We start from the raw sequence: 18,447 nt of genomic DNA, 5'->3' as shown, positions 1-18,447 counted from the left end.
TGGCAATGAATTAAATTCAGACTGCACTAGTGTAGGGACCGGAAAGACTAAGCCATTGGCCAGACCGGTTCGGGACTACCGTCACATCAGTGATATCCGGAGGCATTGAACCCGCGTGCATGTACTTGTTGTTCACGATTACGGCCCCTTGGGGAAGATTTTGCTGGAGCGCCTGCGGGAAACGCACCTGCACGTCAGTCCGTTGCTCGTCAGTGATGCCGCCAATGCAGATCTGGACGCCCTGGAAAACTGGATTCCCGAGGATACCGACCTGATCATAAATGCGCTCTGGATGGCGAACCCTGAAGTCGCCGAAAAGGATCCCGAGGGAGCCCGCACGGCGGCATTTTCATTGCCGGTAGCCATGGCCGGGTTTGCCCATGATCATGGTATGGCGCTGTTCCAGCTGTCCTCATGCTATGTCTTTGATGGCCGCAAGCAAAGCGGCTACATCACCTCCAACCCCGGCCAGCCGGTAAACGAGCTGGGTAACTGGCAGTGGGAGTGTGAGCAGGCGTTGCGTACCCTGCTGCCGAGACACATTATTCTGCGAACTGGCTGGAGCCTGGCGCGGTTCATCCGGAAGGTGCAGGCTAGTATTGCTGCAGGCGAGACTCTGTCACTGCCCGGGCGTTGCCGCGGCCAGCCCGTTGCGGTTCGTGATCTTGCGCGGGTGATAACGGCAATGGTGCTTCAGATCGATTGTGGTGCTGAAGTATGGGGCACCTATCAGTATGCCGGTGCCGAGGAAATCAACCTGTACGAGCTTGGGCTCGCGATCACCGGGCTTCCGGGCATTCCCGAGGGTACCCGGGTGATCGATGAGGTGCCCGGCTGGGGGCATCTTGAGCCAGTAAACACCACACTGATCTGCACCAAGATCCGAAATACGTTCGGTATCAAACAGTTGCCCTGGCGCTCCGGATTAGTGGATGAGCTGTCGATGCTGAAACAGACCAATGGCAGGGAAGTGACCGGCGAGCCCGCCGGATAACTCCCGGGCGGGCTCTGCATTTTCTGAGCTCAGGGGTGAGACTGCCGTGAGAACTCGCGGGTAACCAACTGCAGGGCCTCCACGTCCAATAGTTCCACTTCCCGGCCTCGGGCCTTGATAATTCCCTGGTTCTGGAAGCGTGTGAACACCCGGCTGACGGTCTCTACAGCCAGCCCGAGGAAGTTGGCAATATCGTTCCGCGCCATCGGCAGGCTGAAGTTGGTGGGGGACATGCGCCGGCGCTGGAATCGGCTGGACAGCGACAGCAGCAGGGCGGCAATGCGTTCCTCGGCTGTGTTCTTGCTCAACAGCATCGCGAGCTGATGACTGTTCTGGATTTCCTGGCTCATCAGGTGGTACATGTGGTGCTGTAAATCCGGTAGTTTGCCGGTCAGCTCCTCCAGTTTATCCACCGGAAACTCGCACACGCTGGTTCTCTCCAGAGCCCTGGCCGTGCAGGCGTAGTTCTCGCTGCTCATGCTGTCGAGGCCGACCAGCTCACCGGGCATGAAGAACCCGGTGACCTGCTCCTCGCCACCTTCGGTAATGATCGACGTCTTGATAGACCCGCTTTTAACCGCGAAACAAGAGCGGAAGGGTGTGCTCTGGTCGAAGATATGCTCGCCGCGATTGAAGATCCGCCCTTGCTGGATAATATCTTCCAGCCTGTCCAGATCGTTCTCTTCAATGGCCAGGGGCAGACACAGGTTGCTCAGGCTGCACTGGTGGCAGGACGCCTTCAGGGGGGATGCCTGGCGAAACGGAATTGCTTGAGCCATACGTAATGATCCATCCAATTTGATCCATATCAACAATGTACCTTAATACGGATGACTGTCTTTGCCAATGATCAAGCGGGATGATCCTAGAATTATTTTTTTACAAAAATAAGGGCCCGAGGGCCCTTGACAAGAGGGTTTACAGTTTCTCAAAGACCAGCGAGGCGTTGGTGCCGCCAAAACCAAAGCTGTTGGACATCACGGTGCTCAGGTCTGCCTCGCGGCCTTCAGGGCCCACCAGTGGAATGTCGCGGATTTTCTCGTCCATATTGACCAGGTTGGCGGTGCCGGCCATGAAGCCATTCTGCAGCATCAGCAGCGAGTAAATTGCCTCCTGAACGCCGGCAGCCCCCAGGGAGTGCCCGGACAGTGACTTGGTTGAGGAGATAGCGGGAATGTCGGGTCCGAAGGTGGCACGTACCGCGCCCATTTCAGCCACATCGCCTACCGGGGTACTGGTGCCGTGGGCGTTGATGTAGTCGACCTTGCCACGGATCGTGGCCATGGCCTGTTTCATACAGCGTTGTGCGCCCTCGCCGGAGGGGGCTACCATGTCGTAGCCATCAGAGGTGGCGCCATAGCCTGTCAGCTCGGCAATAATATTGGCGCCCCGTCTCTTGGCGTGTTCCAGTTCTTCCAGAACCACCATGCCGCCACCGCCGGCGATCACGAACCCGTCCCGGCCGCTATCGAAGGGGCGGGACGCCGTTTCCGGGGCTTCGTTGTATTTGGTAGAGAGGGCGCCCATGGCGTCGAACATCATGGTCAGGCTCCAGTCTTCTTCCTCGCCACCACCGGCGAACACGATGTCCTGCTTACCGGCCTGGATCTGCTCCATAGCGTGGCCAATGCAGTGGGCACTGGTGGCACAGGCAGAGGACATGGAATAGTTTACGCCCCGGATCCTGTACGCGGTGGCCAGGCAGGCTGACACCGTGCTGGTCATGATGCGCGGCACCATGTAAGGCCCGATGCGCTTGACGCCTTTCTCACGCATGATATCCGTGGCTTCCACCTGGCTGGAACAGGACGCGCCACCGGAACCGGCAATCAGCCCGGTGCGGTCGTTGGAGATCAGATCTTCAGTAAGGCCCGCCTGGGCAATGGCCTGTTCCATGGCGAGGTAGCTGTACATGGCGGAAGGGCCCATGAAGCGGCGGATCTTGCGGTCGATAACGGATGTGTCCACATCCACAGAGCCGGCAATCTGGCTGCGGAAGCCCATTTCCTTGTAGGTTTCGTTGAAGCGGATGCCAGACTTTCCGTTTTTCAGGCTGTCCGTGACCTCATCCAGTGAATTGCCGAGGCAGGAAACGATGCCCATGCCGGTGACGACGACGCGTCTCATAAGTTCCTCCTAACCGGCCGGCCGAAATGGCCGACCCTGCGATCAATTACGTTATTTAACAGTCTAGGCGCTTTGGGCCGAATGCGATATTTGACCTTGGTAAGGGGGCGGTTAGTCGGTTGCCTCCCGGGCTTCACGCTCAACCATCTCTGGTGTTTCCAGGGAGATGCGCCCCAGCGTTCCGGCCCTGAATTCGTTGAGCAAAACCTCTGACACCTTGTGCAGATCCGGAACGCCACCGCGACCGAAAAACCGACGTTTTGCGGCAATACCATCCATCAGTCCCAGGCCGTCTTTCGGCAGCTCCTCAAAACCGTAGCGGGCCTTGACCAGCTCTGGGTAGGCCTCGAGCAGGTAGTCCGCCTCGAACATGGCAACGTCCTCGAAATCCAGCACCGAGCTTCGAATGGCGCCGGTGACCGCCAGGCGGTATCCGCAGGCTTCCGGAGACAGCTTGGGCCAGAGAAAGCCGGGGGTGTCGTACAGAAGGATGTTATCGGGCAGCTTGATGGCCTGCTGCGCCCTTGTGACCGCCGGCTCGTTCCCGGTTTTGGCCGCGGGCCGTCCCGCCAGGGTATTGATCAGGGTGGACTTGCCGACATTGGGAATGCCCAGGATCATTACCCGCAATGCGCTTTTCTGGCGGTCGTGATCCGGTGTCATTTCCTCGGCAAGCTTGAGGATGGACAACGCCTCGGTGCGTTGATTGTGAGTGAGGGTCATGGCACGCACCCCACGCTCTTTCTCGAGCCAGACCAGCCACTGCTCGGTGATCTCCGGGTCTGCCAGGTCGCGCTTGTTCAATACCTTGATCAGCGGCGTTTCGCCACGCAGGGCCGGCACCAGCGGGTTTTCGCTGCTGAAAGGAATCCGCGCATCCACCACCTCAATGATGAGATCCATCTGCGGCATCACTTGTTTGATTTCCTTGCGGGCCTTGTGCATGTGCCCTGGAAACCAGTTAATTGCCATCTTTTCTGCTCCGGCTGCCTGTAAACGGCGCCATTATGAAGGGGAATGACTAAACTTTCACATTTGTTTGAATGCCCGTGTGTGGCGGTTTGTGGCGGGGGATAGTGAGAAGTATGTATAAAAACAGGGCTGATCGGGGTGAAAAACCGAGTGTGGATGTTTTAGGGTGTAGGGCCTGAATGACGAAATCAATGTAGGTCGGTGGTATTCAGGTTGTAGCCACCCTGTCAACGGAGAATTTTATGAAGCTTGTAAAACTGTTTGGTACTGCTCTGGTCGCCCTAAGCCTTTCGGTTCCCGCCATGGCGCAACAAGCCGCTGGCGGGCAGCCAGACCAGGTTGATCAGCTGGCGCAAATGGTGGGCCTGTCGGAGGATCAGCAAACGGAGATCCGCGCCATCATCGACGAGATGCAGGGCGAAATCGGCGAGCTCCGCCAGGAAGCCCGTGCCCTGCAGCAGCAGATGCAGGGTGAGATCAAATCCGATTTTGATGAGGCTGCCATTCGCGAGCACGCCGAAAAACTGGGCGATGTCACCGGCGAAATTGCGGCCTTGTCCACGCTGATGCAGGCCAAGGTAGATAATGTGTTTACCCAGGAGCAGCGTGACGAGCTGGATAAGCGCATGCAGCAGATGCAGCAGCAAATGCAGCAGCGTCAGATGATGCAACAGCAGGGCCAGGGTATGCAGTGATTTAGCTTCCGGCTGGCTGTCCGGGAGAAGGGTCGCATCTTCGGGTGTGGCCTTTTTTGTTTGGTGCCTGTCCAGCCAGCTACGGAGCCAAAAAGGTCAGGAGCCGAAACCAGACTTAACACCCGAACCATTTTCTGGCAGCCATGCCAGTTGTTCATGAGCAACTGCTCTGCCGGTTCAAACGAGTGCGGAGTGTGCTGTAAACCTCAGTGAACCGTGACCTTTGAGGATGCTTCTTCCAGGGAATCGATCAGCCGCTTCAGGCGCTTGCCCATTTCGGCGCTCTCGGCAAGCTGGGTCACCATGTTCTGGGTGGTTTCGCGGATACCCTGAACATTGGCCAGGACATCGTCGGTGCCGGCGGTCTGTTCAGCGGACACATTGGCGATCTCCTGATTGCTCTGATCAATCCGGCCGACCACCGCGTTGATGGCCTCAAGGGCGCGGAGGCCTTCCTCGGATTCCTCGACGCAGCGGCTGGCATCCTCGGAGCTGCCGGTCATCCGGTTCACGGCGGTACTCATGGCATTGAGCAACCGGTCGATGGTGCCCTGAATCTGATCGGTGGAGTCCTGAACCCGCTGTGCCAGGTTGCGCACTTCGTCGGCAACTACCGCGAACCCGCGGCCCTGTTCACCGGCCCGGGCCGCCTCGATGGCGGCATTCAGAGCCAGCAGGTTGGTCTGCTCGGCAATGCCCCGGATCTCGGTAATGGCGTGGCTGATTTCGTGACTGTTCTCGGCCAGGGCATCGACACTGCTGGCGGAATTGCGTACCACATCGGCCAGCTTGCGGATGCTGTCTGCGCTCTGTCCGACACGCTTGCTGCCGTCACGGGCGGCGTCCCGGGCCTCGTGGGAAAGGGTTTTGGCGATCCCCGCCTGTTTGGCAATGCCCGTGAAGCTCTGCAGCATGGTTCCGATGATCTCTGCGGAGCGGTCGGCGTCTGCCTGCTGGCGGCTCAGATCGTCCCGGCGGGCGCCGGCAGTTGCGGTCAGTTCCCGGGCTTCGCTGTGCAGGCGATCAATGGCTTCCTTCATGCTCCTTACAACGCCCAGGGTACGGTCCTGCATGGCATTGAAGGCGCTGGCCATTTCACCGATTTCGTCAGTGGAATCCACATCGGCCCGTTGGCTCAGGTTGCCAGAGGCCTGTACCTCCACCATGGTGTTTTTCAGGCGATTCACATGGCGCTCTATAAAGGAGATCAGTAGCTGGGAGGCGGCCATTTCGAGCACCATGAGAACCGCGACCATCAGCGCGAACCCCGGCGCCGTTTCGGCAAATACGTCATTCAGGGCTTTGCCGGTTTGTCCTGCAATGGTGTGCATGGCATAGAGTGCCAGCAGGCAAAGCACTGCAAAAACGACAATGTTCAGCAACCAGAATTTGTACTTCAACCGGGCATTTCGCAGCAGTTTGAGCATGGGCGTTCTCAGTCGATGGCCTTCACCGGAATCAGCATGGCGTTGGCGGTCTGGGGGACTTCCTGTACGGCGAGACCAAGATTGTTTTTATCGAAGACTCTATCGGCACGGTAACTGGAGCGGACCATGGGGCCGGACGGCACTTCCATGAAGCCTTTCTCCAGACCAATCTCGCGGTAGCGGTTGAACTCTTCGGGCGTGACATAGCGTTCCACCGGCAGGTGGTTCGGGGTGGGACGAAGGTACTGGCCGAGAGTCAGGATATCCACGCCAATGGCCCGCAGGTCGTCCATGGTTTCCAGGATTTCTTCCTCGGTTTCGCCCAGGCCCAGCATCAGGCTGGTCTTGGTAAGCACATCCGGACGGTGCTTCTTGGCGTGTTCCAGTACGCTCAGGGTTTTCTCATATCCGGCGCGCGGGTCCCGCACGTGGCTGGTCAGGCGTTTCACGGTTTCCACATTCTGGGCGAAGACATCCAGCCCGGAATCCACCACTTTCTCAACATCCGACATCACCGCGTCAAAATCCGGAGTCAGGGCTTCCACCGCCACTTCCGGGGTGCGCTGCTTGATGGCGGATACGCAGGCGGCATAGTGCGCGGCACCACCGTCGTCCAGATCGTCTCGGTCCACTGAGGTGAGCACGATGTAGCGAAGGCCCATCAGTTCCACCGACCTGGCGGTATTTTCCGGTTCTTCCGCATCCAGCCAACCTTTCGGGTTGCCAGTGTCCACCGCGCAGAATTTGCAGGCCCGGGTACATACCGATCCCATCACCATGATGGTGGCAGTGCCGGCGGTCCAGCACTCGCCGATGTTGGGGCAATGGGATTCCTGGCAAACGGTGCTCAGGCGGTGCTCGCTCACGTTCTTGCGAACCGCCTCATAGCGCTCGCCTCCGGGCATGCGTGCCCTCAGCCATTTCGGCTTGCGCTCCACCGGTGTGGCTTCCTGCTTTGATGACCGCTTGACGCCATCCTTGATGGCCGAAAAACCATGCTCGTTGCGGAATTTGGAACCACTGGTAATGCGGGGCTTTGCGCTGTCGCTCATTGCAACCGGACTCTTGTGAAGACTTGGGGGACACTAAAGGGTAATGGGCTGGCGGGGGAGTTACAAGGCAGGTACGGGCAATCACGGGGATACCGGGCACGACATTGGTCGTACCCGGTTGATTGTCATCAAGCCTGGGCTTTGTCCAGGGCCTGGGTGATGTCGGCAATGATGTCATCGACATGCTCGATGCCGATAGACAGTCGCACCAGATCCTCGCTCACGCCGGCACTTTTCAGTTCCTCCGGGTTCAACTGGCGGTGCGTTGTGGTGGCCGGGTGGCAGGCCAGGGATTTGGCGTCTCCGATGTTTACCAGGCGCAGGATCAGATCCAGCGCATCAATGAATCTGGCGCCGGCTTCCCGGCCACCCTTGATGCCGAAGCTCAGGATACCAGAGGCCTTGCCGCCACAGATCTTGTCGCAGGTGGCCTTGTACGGGCTATTGGCCAGGGTCGCGTAGTTCACCCATTCCACCGACGGATGATCCTGCAGGAAGTTAGCGACTTTCTCCGCGTTCTCGCAGTGGCGTTCCATGCGCAGCGCCAGGGTTTCCAGCCCCTGCATGATCAGGAAGGCGTTGAACGGCGCCAGGGCGGCACCGGTATTGCGCAGGGGAACCACGCGGCAGCGGCCAATAAAGGCAGCAGGGCCGAGGGCGTCGGTGTAGACCACGCCGTGGTAAGAGGGGTCCGGCTCGTTCAGCATCGGGAACTTGTCGGCACTGGCTTTCCAGTCGAACTTGCCGGAGTCGACCACGACCCCCGCCACGGTAGTGCCGTGACCGCCGATGTACTTGGTGAGCGAATGAATCACTATGTCCGCACCGTGCTCAAAGGGACGACACAGGAACGGCGTGGCGACAGTGTTGTCCACCAGTAGCGGAATGCCGTGCTTGTGGGCTATCTCGGCCCAGCGCTGGATATCCACCACATTGCCAGCCGGGTTACCGATGGACTCGCAGAACAGGGCGCGGGTTTTGTCATCAATCGCCTTTTCCACAGCATCGAAATCATCATGAGGTACCATCCGGCACTCAATGCCCTGATTGGGCAGGGAATGGGCGAACAAGTTATAGGTGCCGCCATACAGTTGGCTGGTGCTGACAATGTTATTGCCCACCTTGCAGATGGTTTGCAGGGCGTAGGTAATGGCAGCCATGCCAGAGGCCACCGCCAGGGCGCCAACGCCGCCTTCCAGTTCGGCCATCCGTTCTTCCAGAACCGCATTGGTGGGGTTCATGATGCGGGTATAGATATTGCCCTGAACCTTCAGGTCAAACAGATCGGCACCGTGCTGGGTGTCGTCGAAGGTGTAGGAGGTAGTCTGGTAGATCGGCGTGGTGGCGGCCCGGGTAGTGGGGTCGCTCTTGAAGCCTGCGTGAAGGGCGAGCGTCTCGGATTTCATAGTAACTTCCTTGCGAACGGGAAATTGGTGTTATTGGGTCCGGATTTCAGTATGCCACAGAGAGTGTGCCGGGAGGACAGTTGCCGGAGCCGAAAACAGCGCCAAAGACGGCTTTTAGCCGCGCCAGAAGTGAGGAGAAAGCAGCACCAGAACGCTCAGCAATTCCAGCCGCCCAAGCAGCATGACCACCATCAGAACCCACTTGGCGGCATCCGGCAACGACTGGAAATTTCCGGCCGGGCCAATGGTGTCGCCGAGCCCGGGGCCAACGTTGGCCAGAGCCGTGGCGGCGCCGGTGAGGCTGGTGACCAGATCCAGGCCCAATGCTGCGAGCACGGCAGAGGCGAGGGCGAGAGTCGCGAGAAAAATGAAAGAGAAGGCGACGGAGGAGGCAATAATCTCGTCACCGATGATCCGGCCATTATAACGCCGTCCCATGGCAGCCCTGGGATGGAGCAACCGGATCATTTGCTCCCGGAGCAGAAGCATTGAAAGCTGGAAACGGAACATCTTCATGCCGCCACTGGTGGAGCCGGAGCATCCGCCGACAAAGGTCAGGAAGAAAAAGACCACCATCACCAGCGGCCCCCAGAGCATATAGTCCTCACTGGCGTAGCCGGTGGTGGTGACTACGGAGGTTACGTTGAACAGGGCATGAACAAAGGCCTCCGCCACTGGTGTGTCTGTGGTCACTGCCCGGTAAAGCGTGATAATGAGCGAAGCAATGAGAAGGAACTGCAGGAAAAAATGAACCTGTTTGTCCCTCAGCAGTGGCATGTAGTGACCATTCAGCAGCCTGACAAAAAGGAAGAACGGAATGCCGCCAAGGGCCATAAAGAACGAGGAGGCGAGGAAGATCAGGGGGTTGTCAAACTGGCCCATGGAGCTGTCAGAAGTGGAATAGCCTCCGGTTGAGACAGTTGTAAGTGCGTGATTGACGGCATTGAAAAGATCCATGCCCAGAAACCAGTAAACGCCGATGCAGCTCAGGGTGATCGCGAGGTAACTGAAGACAAGCCCCCGGGCAAGCCGGTTGGTGCGGGGCACGGCTTTTTCGGTCCATTCGGAGGATTCGGTGGCAAACAGGCGCATACCCCCGATTCGCAGGAAAGGCAGAATCGCCACGGCCATCCCGATGATACCGATCCCTCCCATCCACTGCATGAGTGAGCGCCAGAGAAGAATGTCTGCAGGCATGTCGTCGAGCCCGGTCAGTATCGTCGAGCCAGTGGTTGTAATGCCGGAAATGCTCTCAAAAAAAGCGTCAGTGACCGATAGGCCCAGATCGCTGAAAAGAAGCGGCAGGCTGGAAAAGAAAGGGATAATCACCCAGGTGGAAACGGTCAGGAGAAACATCTCCCGCTGTTTCAGCCCGTGGCGTTCTCTGCCAGTTACCATGAAGCAAAGGAAACCCACGCCAAAACAGATCAGTGCCGAGGTGACAAAAGCTTGCTGATCCGGCGTTTCTCCAAGAACAAGCAGGTTAACGGGTAAGGTGATCAGAAAACTGAGCAAAATCAGCAAAAAGCCGACGATCTGAACAATCGGAAGAACTCTCACCGGGGGTAGGATCCTTGCGCGCCACAACAACAGGCGAAGCATACCACGAGAACCCTGAACGGTTTGAAGGTTCAGGCGCCAAATTCAGGTGTCGGTCTGGTGGCAGACTGGGCGAAGTCAAAATAATGCAAAATATTTTATCTTCTAACGAGGGTATTTTCTATTCGCATATACTATTAACCCCGAACCTTAAAAAACGGATTTTTCTCTGCTTGGAGCCCAGCCTACCAATTGCTCCAGGGTTTTTCCGGCTCCGCTGAAGGCAGGCTGGATGCTATCGATGGTCCGCTCTATGAGGTGATTGATCCGGTAACCGATAAAATCGGTGAATTGGTGAGCCTTCAGTTAGCCGTTGCCTCACAAGAGCGGGAAGCGGTTGGAGAGCTCTGCAGTCGCAGTCAGGTCATCTATCCGACTATCGCGCTGGTCGTCGCGTTGTTCGGGTTGATCGCCAGTTTTCTGATTATCAGGTCCATTAGCAAACCACTCCAGGCCATGCGTAAAATGATGAAACGAGTGGTGGAGAAATCAGACCTTTCAAGCCGCCTCACCATTGAAGGCAGCGATGAAATCGCTGAGCTCGGTACCGCCCTCAATCACATGATGGGGAATTTCGACAAGGTTATCTCCCGGCTATCCAGTGTGGCAGACGAAGTGGCTGCTTGGCGCCACACAGTCCTCGACGGCCAGTGAAGCGCTGGCACGCCTGGCCACTGAAATGCAGGATCGCGTATCGGCGTTTCGGACCTCCTGATCCCCGCCTCGCGCGGCAGCCACTCTGGCCGAGTGAGCAGGGTGGCGCTTTGTGAGCCTTGTGGTGCAACCGCCGGTCAAACCAAAAAAAGGGCTACGACGTAAATCGTAGCCCTTTGAATCCTGGTAGCAAGGGGCGGAGTCGAACCGCCGACCCCAGCATTATGAGTGCTGTGCTCTAACCAACTGAGCTACCTTGCCATTTCGCTTTGGGCATCGCCCCAAACGAGGCGCGTATTTTCAGTATTTGGGCCCTTTGTGTCAAGGCTTGGCGCCCAGTTTTTCCTGAAAAGTTACACGTTGAAGCGGAAGTGGATGACGTCGCCGTCCTTCACGATGTATTCCTTGCCTTCCAGGCGCCATTTGCCGGCATCCCTGGCACCGGCTTCGCCGTTGTGCTTCACGAAGTCGTCGTAGCTCACCACCTCGGCGCGGATGAAACCCCGCTCGAAGTCGGTATGGATGACGCCGGCGGCCTGGGGTGCCGTTGCGCCGATTTTGACGGTCCAGGCGCGGACTTCCTTTACGCCGGCGGTAAAGTAGGTCTGCAGGCCCAGGAGGCTGTAGCCGGCGCGAATTACCCGGTCGAGGCCCGGTTCTTCCATGCCCATCTCTTCCAGGAACATGGTTTTTTCGTCGTCTTCCAGTTCGGAAATCTCGGCTTCCAGCTTGTTGCAGATGGGCACTACCACCGCGTTCTCGGATTCGGCGATCTTGCGCACGGTGTCGAGGTGCGGGTTGTTCTCAAAGCCGTCTTCGTTCACGTTAGCGATGTACATGGTGGGCTTGACGGTGAGCAGGCACAGCTCGCGAACCAGCGCCATCCGGTCTTTGTCGAGGTTCATGCCGCGTACCGGTTTGCCTTCGTTCAGAACCGGCAGGAGTTTCTCGAACATCTCGAGTTGGGCCTTGGCTTCCTTGTCGCCGCTCTTGGCCACACGCTGTACCCGCTTGATGGCCTTTTCCACGGTTTCCAGGTCGGCCAGGGCCAGTTCGGTGTTGATCACCTCAATATCCGATGCGGGATCGACTTTGTTGGCCACATGAATAACGTTGCCGTCTTCGAAGCAGCGGACTACGTGGGCAATGGCGTCTGTCTGGCGGATATTGGCCAGGAACTGGTTGCCCAGGCCTTCACCTTTTGACGCGCCTGCTACCAGACCGGCGATATCGACGAATTCCATGGTGGTTGGCACTACGCGCTCGGGCTGAACAATCTCGGCCAGCTTGTTCAGACGCGGGTCCGGCATGGCGACTACACCGGCGTTGGGCTCAATGGTGCAGAAGGGGAAGTTTTCCGCACCGATGCCGGACTTGGTGAGCGCGTTGAACAGGGTGGATTTGCCGACGTTGGGAAGGCCGACGATGCCGCAGTTAAATCCCATGGAATGCCTCTGCTGGTACTGGAAAATTTGGCCGGATTATACCGGTGTATGGGGGTGTAAGCGAGTAAGGGGATGTGTCAGGGAGCCGGTTTGAAGCTGTGCAGGCGGTTCATGGCGGCGGCAAGTTTGCCGTTGGCTGCATCGGGCAGTACCCGCATGATTTCATCAGCCACGGCGTTCAGTTCCTCGGTTTCCTGCTTACCCAGGCGGCCGAGAACATAGCCGGTTACCTTGCGGCTGTCGCCGGGATGTCCGATACCGATGCGCAGTCTCTGGAACTCATTGGTGCCCAGGTGGGCAATGGTGTCCCGCAGGCCGTTATGCCCGCCGTGGCCGCCGCCTTTCTTGAGTTTGGCGGTGCCTGGTGGCAAATCAAGCTCGTCGTGGGCAACCAGAATCTGTTGGGGCTGAATCTTGAAGAAGTCTGCCAGCGCCTTGATGGCCAGGCCGCTGCGATTCATAAAGGTGGTGGGATTCAGGAGGTGCAGGTCGAGGCCCTGCCACTGAATGCGGGCGTAAAGCCCGTGGTACTTCTTTTCTGGGCGGAGGCCCTGGCCCGCGGAACGGGCCAGGGCCTCGACAAACAGGGCGCCGGCGTTATGGCGGGTATTCTCGTAGTCGGCCCCGGGATTTCCCAGGCCAACCACCATGACAATATCCTGCGCCATTCGCCGTTGCCCTCGTCAATACAGGAGTCCTTACTCCTTGCCTTCGCCTTCTTCACCTTCGTCGCCGTCTTCGGCGTCATCAACCTTGGCGCCGCGCGGCTTGTGGATAGCCACTACAGGCAGGTCGTGATCCTCACCCTGAAGCAGAGCGGCAATCTTGACGTCTTTCGGCAGTTTCAGGTCGCTCAGGTGAATTACCTGATCCATTGCCACGGTAGCCATGTCCACTTCAATGAACTCAGGCAGGTTCTGTGGCAGACAGATCACTTCCACTTCGGTGATCTGGTGGTTCGCTACGCCGCCCTGAAGCTTGATGGCCGGTGCGCTTTCTTCATTGATAAAGTGCAGCGGAACGTTTACGTGGATCTCGTGATCCTTGTCGACGCGCAGGAAGTCAGCGTGGGTCAGCAGCGGCTTGTACGGGTGGCGCTGCAGATCCTTCAGGATCACGCTTTCTTTCTTGCCATTCAGTTCGACGGTCAGAACGTGAGAGAAGAATGCTTCGTTTTCCAGAGCTTTTTTCAGCTCGTTGTGCCAGATGGAAACCGCCGTTGCGTCTTTTCCGCCACCATAGATAATGGCCGGGATTTTACGCTCCTCACGACGCAGGCGGCGGCTCGCACCTCTCCCCTGATCGTCGCGAGGAAATGCTTCGATAACAAATTCCTGAGACATGGTATTAACCTCAATCGTCACCTGAACTGCCCGCGACCAGGCGTTGGATCAGGTGATGTTTCTGAAAAACCGGGTTTTCCGGCTGACTAAAAGAGTCGGGAGCCTGTGTAGGCTCCCGACCCGGTAACTGCCTGTTATGCCTGAATATTAAGGCTTGTAAGCTGTTCAGGCATTCTCGAACATGGCACTGATGGACTCTTCGTTGCTTACGCGGCGAATCGACTCCGCAAGCAGTCCGGCCATTCCGAGGACGCGGATTCTATCACAATTCTTCGCTTTGTCACCCAGCGGGATGGTATCGCAGACCACCAGTTCGTCCAGTTGGGACGCATTGATGTTATCAACGGCCGGACCGGAGAGCACAGGGTGGGTGCTGTAGGCAACCACTTTGGAGGCTCCATGTTCTTTCAGGGCGTTGGCGGCCTTGCACAGGGTGCCGGCGGTATCAATGATATCGTCCACCAGGATGCAGGTCTTGTCCTTTACATCCCCGATGATGTGCATGACCTGCGAGACGTTGGCTTTCGGGCGACGTTTGTCGATGATGGCCAGATCGGCGTCGTCCAGTTTCTTGGCGACGGCGCGGGCGCGAACCACGCCGCCGACGTCCGGAGAAACCACGATAAAGTTTTCAAAGCGCTGTTTCTCGATGTCTTCGAGCATGACCGGTGTGGCGTAGATATTGTCTACCGGGATATCGAAGAAGCCCTGAATCTGGTCGGCGTGCAGATCGACAGTCAGAACCCGGTCAACACCGATGCTGGAGATCATGTCGGCTACCACCTTGGCGCTGATGGCAACGCGGGTAGAGCGAACCCGGCGATCCTGGCGGGCGTATCCGTAGTAGGGGATAACGGCGGTGACACGTGTTGCGGAAGCACGGCGAAGCGCGTCGGCCATCACGATCAGTTCCATCAGGTTATCGTTGGTGGGGTAGCAGGTCGGCTGGATGATGAACACATCATGGCCGCGGACATTCTCATTGATCTCGACGGTGGTTTCGCCGTCGCTGAAGCGGCCTACAGTGGCCTGGCCCATGGGAATGTGGAGTTTCTTGGCGATGGCTCTGGCAAGCTCGGGGTTGGCATTGCCAGTAAAGATCATCAGTTTGGACACGACGGCATCCTTCTCAGTATCGGCGTTTGATTCAGAAGAAGCGGGAGAAAGGTGGCTGGGGTGGCAGGATTCGAACCTGCGCATGACGGGATCAAAACCCGTTGCCTTACCACTTGGCGACACCCCAGTATCGTGCTTTTTTGGCATCATTTCAGCTCTGTTAGCTTTTGGTGTAGCGGTGAACTATTCACCCCTTTAGCTACGAACCCCGTGACGCCGGAGGGTTTGCTTTCCCAGATAATCCGGGCTGCGGATTCTGTCGGGAAACGTCCAAATATGCAAGCCCCGGTTCCGGTTAATCTTGCAGGTCCGAATTGTGAAAGCCACTCCAGGCTCTGGTTGACCTCAGGATACAGTTTGCGAACCACATCCTCACAGTCGTTTCGGTACCTCGAGGCGTCTCCCTCAAAAGCGGGCGCTATTCTGATTCTCGGGGTGTTCCTTGTCAACCCTTGTTCGGAAAAAATCTTACCCGTGTTTATGTTACACGCCGGCTTGATAATGACGAACCAATCTTCCGGTGGATTGGCGTTGGTCAGCTTTTCACCAACGCCTTCGCCAAAGGCGGCGTGGCCCCGGACAAACACTGGCACATCGGCGCCCAGGGTAAGGCCGATGCCGGCCAGTTGATCGATGCCGAGGCGCAGGTTCCAGAGGTGGTTGAGCCCGAGCAGTGTGGTCGCAGCGTTGGAGCTGCCGCCGCCGAGGCCTCCGCCCATGGGCAGCCGTTTGGTAATGCGGATGTTAACGCCGGGCAGTTGTTCGCGGTTGCGTTCCAAGAGGGCTTTGGCGGCGCGAATGATCAGGTTGTCGTCATCAGACACGCCCGGGACGGGCTCCTCAAGCCTTGCACCGGGCTGTTCGGGGGTAGGGGTGAAGGTGAGGTCGTCGCCGTAATCGAGAAACTGGAACAGGGTCTGCAGCTCGTGATAGCCGTCTGGCCGGCGCCCGGTAATGTGCAGAAACAGGTTCAGTTTAGCGGGCGAGGGCAAGGTGATGCTGCGGCTCACGGCGCCTGCTCCTGCCAGTCGGAGACAATCAGTCTTACTCGCTTGTCCTCCTTCAGGGCGGTGATGCGGGCGGGCAGTGCCGGGTAACTGGCAAGAAAGTCCTGCCAGCGGTCGTAGCGGATCTCCCAGCCGTCTTGCCGGATGATCGCCAGGCTGCCCTGTTCATCAAACAGCAGGCGGTAATCGCTGCCGGGTGAGGGTAAGCCGCGGATCCACCAGGTCAGGCTCTCCAGGGGTAACTGCCAGCCGGTGGCTGCTTCCACCAGGGACTCAGGTTCGCCAGAGTGGTAGGTGTCGCCATTGGGGAGTGTAAGCTCAATGAAGCCGGGAACGCCTTTGAGTCTGGTGCTGCCCATGCCCAGAAACGCTGAGGACAGGGCCAGGTCGTAGGCCTCGCCGTCCTGAATCCAGTGGTTGATGATGGCGGTGCCGCTGTCCGATGGCTGGCGGACCGCCAGTTTGCCGGAGAGCTTCCAGTGATCCAGTTGCCCGAGACTGGCCGAGCGGGCTGTCCAGTTCGCCGGTGGCTGGTCGGTCATCCCCTCGGGCAGGGGGGCGACCTGAATGGTGGTGCAGGCGCCGAGGGTGGCGAGCATGAGGAGTGCCGCCAGGGTTCGGACAGGTTTCATTACTGCCCACCACCATTTGTCAGCCGGTCTATGGTTTCAGTGAGCACATCATGATTGGGGGCCTGATCAAGGCCTTTCTGCCAGATGATTCTGGCCTGGTCCTCGGCACCACTCATCCACAGGGCTTCGCCGTAATGGGCGGCGACTTCCGGGTCCGGATAGGCCGCCCAGGCGCGGGACAGGTATTCGAGCGCGGGCTTGATCTGTCCCTCAAGAAACAGGACCCAGCCCATGCTGTCGAGAATGGCCGGGTTCTCCGGGGCCAGCGCCAGAGCCTTCTCAATGTAACTGCGGGCTTCCCGGAGCCGGTCGGTTCGGGTGGTCAGAATATAGCCGAGCGCATTCAGGGCGACGGCGTTTTCCGGGTCCTGTTCGATGATCTGCTTGAGGTCCGCTTCGGCCTTGGCGGGCTGATCAAGTGTATCGAAGAGCATGGCCCGGGCGTAGCGGATCTGGATGTTGTCCGGGTGTTCCTCCAGGGCTTCGGTTGCGGTGCTCAGGGCCTCCTGCTGATGCCCCCGGTCCAGTAGCAGGTTTACCTCCAGCAACCAGAAGTTTTCTGCCTGGCGTGGGTTGGCGTCCCGGAGCCTGCGGATTCTGTCGACAGCGTCATCCAGCTGCCCATTTTCAGCCAGCAGTGAGCTGGCACGGGCCAGTGCGGGGAAGTAGTAATTGCCCTCTTCCACGCTCTGGTAATAGCCAATGGCCTGTTCGGTGTTGCCGGCCTGGTCTGCAATGCGACCGAGATAGTAGTTCGCTTCGTTGACTTGTTGGCCCTGTTCTGCCAGCCGTGTCAGCTCTTCCCTGGCCAGGTCTGTCTGCCCGTTTTCCAGGGCGACCAGTGCATGGGAAAGCCGGAGGCCCGGAATGTCCGGGTACTGCTGCACCAGGCGGCTGAATTCGTCCTGGGCGGCCTGCAGTTCGCCTTCATTAATCAGCATCCGGCCATAGAGCGTACCCATCTGTCGGTTGCCGGGAAAGCGCCGGGTATTTGCCAGGAGGTAGTCGAGGGCGCTGCTTTTCTCGCCGGTCTGGTAAAGCAGATCACCTCTAAGGATGATCGCTGGCTGGAAGTTGGGATTTTTTGCCAGCAGCGGCTTCAGCCGGTCCAGTGCCTGGTCCGGTTGCCCCGTGATCTTGAGCAGCAGCGCGATGCTGTAATCAAGTTCAGGGGTGTTGGGGTGGCGCAGGGACATCCCCTTGTATAGAGAGAGCAGTTCCCGCTGTTGTTCCGGTGGCAGGTTGGAGGCCATGGCCGCGAGGCTGTCGAAATCGGCATCGCCACCTTGTTCCATGATCCGCTCCATGTGGTACAAGGCTGTTTGGAGGTCATTGCTCTTCACCGCCTGGATAGCGGAAATGCGGTGAGCCTGCAGGCTGTCCGGGTCAACCTCCAGCCACAGGTCCGCCAGCTGTTTCTGGGCGTTGTCGCCGTTCAGGGACTGGGCAATTCTCATGGCCCGTTGAATCACGCCTGGGTCCCGGGACTGTTTGGCGGCCCTGACGTAATTCACCAGGGTGATGTCATAACGGCCGCGCTGGGCAGCAATTTCGGCGGACAGAAGCAGGTAAAGCGTCTCCGGCTCGAAGTCTGTGTATTCCACCGGCGGCGGTGCATCCGTTGTTTTGTCGGCAGCAGCTGTTGCTTTCGGGGCGGGCATTTCCTCGGTGCCGGTAAGGCTGGCACAGCCTGCCAGTGTCAGGCCAAGCAGGCAGGTAACCAGGTACGGTACGGATTTGTGCATGCAACTTCCCATGATCTGTCGAAAACGCATCAGAAATATCCACTCGCCAGCCCCTTTTTTGAGGTAGGTCGGGTCCCGGCCTCGGCCGAGTCCCTATAATGGCATAAGCGCCTGATCTTGCCCAACCTGTCCGCACTTGCCGAAGCTGCAGCGGTTTTGGGTGGCAGCTCCGGCCTCAGGCCGTTAAAATGGCTGGTAATTGCGCGTATTTCACCGCTCATCGGCAACAAAGG

General features: G+C 58.3%; 17 protein-coding genes and 2 tRNA genes. 3 read left to right on the top strand and 16 right to left on the bottom strand.

What is annotated here, in order from left to right:
- Positions 1–115 precede the first annotated feature (115 nt).
- A complete protein-coding gene (locus QPL96_RS14070; protein WP_303287949.1) occupies positions 116–994 on the top strand; it encodes a sugar nucleotide-binding protein in 879 nt (292 codons plus the stop codon).
- 29 nt (positions 995–1,023) lie between these two features.
- Here QPL96_RS14070 and fnr read toward each other — a convergent pair whose 3' ends face one another.
- The 3 genes from fnr to ylqF all read right to left on the bottom strand — a co-directional run bounded on the left by fnr (position 1,024) and on the right by ylqF (position 4,093).
- Positions 1,024–1,773 (bottom strand): fumarate/nitrate reduction transcriptional regulator Fnr, encoded by a 750-nt coding sequence (gene fnr, locus QPL96_RS14065; protein WP_303287948.1) that lies wholly within the window; start codon positions 1,771–1,773, stop codon positions 1,024–1,026.
- Positions 1,774–1,912: 139 nt separating this feature from the next.
- The gene (gene fabB / locus QPL96_RS14060; protein WP_303287947.1) at positions 1,913–3,121 is read right to left on the bottom strand and encodes a beta-ketoacyl-ACP synthase I; all 1,209 of its coding nucleotides are present in this window, start codon (positions 3,119–3,121) and stop codon (positions 1,913–1,915) included.
- Positions 3,122–3,232: 111 nt separating this feature from the next.
- Positions 3,233–4,093 carry a ribosome biogenesis GTPase YlqF gene (ylqF, locus tag QPL96_RS14055; protein ID WP_303287946.1) on the bottom strand — a complete coding sequence of 287 codons (861 nt, stop codon included), beginning with the start codon at positions 4,091–4,093 and terminating at the stop codon, positions 3,233–3,235.
- 242 nt (positions 4,094–4,335) lie between these two features.
- On the opposite strand from ylqF, the gene QPL96_RS14050 reads away from it, so the two are divergent.
- Positions 4,336–4,788 (top strand): Spy/CpxP family protein refolding chaperone, encoded by a 453-nt coding sequence (locus QPL96_RS14050; protein ID WP_303287945.1) that lies wholly within the window; start codon positions 4,336–4,338, stop codon positions 4,786–4,788.
- Between the two features lie 206 nt (positions 4,789–4,994).
- Here QPL96_RS14050 and QPL96_RS14045 read toward each other — a convergent pair whose 3' ends face one another.
- The 4 genes from QPL96_RS14045 to QPL96_RS14030 form a co-directional block, all read right to left on the bottom strand.
- The gene (locus QPL96_RS14045) at positions 4,995–6,215 is read right to left on the bottom strand and encodes a methyl-accepting chemotaxis protein (RefSeq protein ID WP_303287944.1); all 1,221 of its coding nucleotides are present in this window, start codon (positions 6,213–6,215) and stop codon (positions 4,995–4,997) included.
- A gap of 8 nt (positions 6,216–6,223) precedes the next feature.
- Positions 6,224–7,267, bottom strand: a complete 1,044-nt coding sequence (gene lipA, locus QPL96_RS14040; RefSeq protein WP_303287943.1) for a lipoyl synthase — start codon at positions 7,265–7,267, stop codon at positions 6,224–6,226.
- A 128-nt stretch (positions 7,268–7,395) separates the two neighbouring features.
- The gene (locus QPL96_RS14035) at positions 7,396–8,673 is read right to left on the bottom strand and encodes an O-acetylhomoserine aminocarboxypropyltransferase/cysteine synthase family protein (protein ID WP_303287942.1); all 1,278 of its coding nucleotides are present in this window, start codon (positions 8,671–8,673) and stop codon (positions 7,396–7,398) included.
- 114 nt (positions 8,674–8,787) lie between these two features.
- A complete protein-coding gene (locus QPL96_RS14030; RefSeq protein ID WP_303287941.1) occupies positions 8,788–10,233 on the bottom strand; it encodes a TrkH family potassium uptake protein in 1,446 nt (481 codons plus the stop codon).
- Positions 10,234–10,464: 231 nt separating this feature from the next.
- Here QPL96_RS14030 and QPL96_RS14025 point away from each other — a divergent pair, with 231 nt between their 5' ends.
- Entirely contained in the window at positions 10,465–10,926 is a 462-nt protein-coding gene (locus QPL96_RS14025) for a methyl-accepting chemotaxis protein (protein WP_303287940.1), read from the top strand.
- 184 nt (positions 10,927–11,110) lie between these two features.
- Here QPL96_RS14025 and QPL96_RS14020 read toward each other — a convergent pair.
- The 9 genes from QPL96_RS14020 to QPL96_RS13980 form a co-directional block, all read right to left on the bottom strand.
- A tRNA-Met gene (locus QPL96_RS14020) sits at positions 11,111–11,187 on the bottom strand.
- Between the two features lie 92 nt (positions 11,188–11,279).
- On the bottom strand, positions 11,280–12,371 hold the full coding sequence (gene ychF / locus QPL96_RS14015; protein ID WP_303287939.1) for a redox-regulated ATPase YchF: 1,092 nt from the start codon (positions 12,369–12,371) through the stop codon (positions 11,280–11,282).
- A 77-nt stretch (positions 12,372–12,448) separates the two neighbouring features.
- Positions 12,449–13,039, bottom strand: a complete 591-nt coding sequence (pth, locus tag QPL96_RS14010) for an aminoacyl-tRNA hydrolase (protein ID WP_303287938.1) — start codon at positions 13,037–13,039, stop codon at positions 12,449–12,451.
- Between the two features lie 30 nt (positions 13,040–13,069).
- Positions 13,070–13,714 carry a 50S ribosomal protein L25/general stress protein Ctc gene (locus tag QPL96_RS14005; protein ID WP_303287937.1) on the bottom strand — a complete coding sequence of 215 codons (645 nt, stop codon included), beginning with the start codon at positions 13,712–13,714 and terminating at the stop codon, positions 13,070–13,072.
- A 165-nt stretch (positions 13,715–13,879) separates the two neighbouring features.
- The gene (locus QPL96_RS14000) at positions 13,880–14,830 is read right to left on the bottom strand and encodes a ribose-phosphate diphosphokinase (protein ID WP_303287936.1); all 951 of its coding nucleotides are present in this window, start codon (positions 14,828–14,830) and stop codon (positions 13,880–13,882) included.
- A gap of 52 nt (positions 14,831–14,882) precedes the next feature.
- A tRNA-Gln gene (locus QPL96_RS13995) sits at positions 14,883–14,957 on the bottom strand.
- 19 nt (positions 14,958–14,976) lie between these two features.
- On the bottom strand, positions 14,977–15,840 hold the full coding sequence (gene ispE, locus QPL96_RS13990; protein WP_303287935.1) for a 4-(cytidine 5'-diphospho)-2-C-methyl-D-erythritol kinase: 864 nt from the start codon (positions 15,838–15,840) through the stop codon (positions 14,977–14,979).
- On the bottom strand, positions 15,837–16,469 hold the full coding sequence (lolB, locus tag QPL96_RS13985; RefSeq protein ID WP_303287934.1) for a lipoprotein insertase outer membrane protein LolB: 633 nt from the start codon (positions 16,467–16,469) through the stop codon (positions 15,837–15,839). The genes ispE and lolB overlap by 4 nt, the downstream gene beginning before the upstream one ends.
- Positions 16,469–18,214 carry a tetratricopeptide repeat protein gene (locus QPL96_RS13980; protein ID WP_303287933.1) on the bottom strand — a complete coding sequence of 582 codons (1,746 nt, stop codon included), beginning with the start codon at positions 18,212–18,214 and terminating at the stop codon, positions 16,469–16,471. Before QPL96_RS13980 ends, lolB begins: the two co-directional genes overlap by 1 nt.
- Between the last annotated feature and the right edge of the window lie 233 nt (positions 18,215–18,447).

The sequence above is a fragment of the Marinobacter sp. SS8-8 genome, from assembly GCF_030540945.1.
In the GTDB taxonomy this organism is placed as follows: Bacteria; Pseudomonadota; Gammaproteobacteria; order Pseudomonadales; family Oleiphilaceae; genus Marinobacter.
Note: the sequence above shows the minus strand (reverse complement) of the source record. Positions and strands in the feature narration are given on the sequence as shown.

Coding starts and splice junctions, on each gene's coding strand:
- QPL96_RS14005 (WP_303287937.1), bottom strand. CDS start 13,714: ATGTCTCAGGAATTTGTTATCGAAGCATTTCCTCGCGACGATCAGGGG.
- ychF (WP_303287939.1), bottom strand. CDS start 12,371: ATGGGATTTAACTGCGGCATCGTCGGCCTTCCCAACGTCGGCAAATCC.
- lipA (WP_303287943.1), bottom strand. CDS start 7,267: ATGAGCGACAGCGCAAAGCCCCGCATTACCAGTGGTTCCAAATTCCGC.
- lolB (WP_303287934.1), bottom strand. CDS start 16,469: ATGAAACCTGTCCGAACCCTGGCGGCACTCCTCATGCTCGCCACCCTC.
- pth (WP_303287938.1), bottom strand. CDS start 13,039: ATGGCGCAGGATATTGTCATGGTGGTTGGCCTGGGAAATCCCGGGGCC.
- QPL96_RS14035 (WP_303287942.1), bottom strand. CDS start 8,673: ATGAAATCCGAGACGCTCGCCCTTCACGCAGGCTTCAAGAGCGACCCC.
- ylqF (WP_303287946.1), bottom strand. CDS start 4,093: ATGGCAATTAACTGGTTTCCAGGGCACATGCACAAGGCCCGCAAGGAA.
- QPL96_RS14050 (WP_303287945.1), top strand. CDS start 4,336: ATGAAGCTTGTAAAACTGTTTGGTACTGCTCTGGTCGCCCTAAGCCTT.
- QPL96_RS13980 (WP_303287933.1), bottom strand. CDS start 18,214: ATGCACAAATCCGTACCGTACCTGGTTACCTGCCTGCTTGGCCTGACA.
- fnr (WP_303287948.1), bottom strand. CDS start 1,773: ATGGCTCAAGCAATTCCGTTTCGCCAGGCATCCCCCCTGAAGGCGTCC.
- QPL96_RS14045 (WP_303287944.1), bottom strand. CDS start 6,215: ATGCTCAAACTGCTGCGAAATGCCCGGTTGAAGTACAAATTCTGGTTG.
- fabB (WP_303287947.1), bottom strand. CDS start 3,121: ATGAGACGCGTCGTCGTCACCGGCATGGGCATCGTTTCCTGCCTCGGC.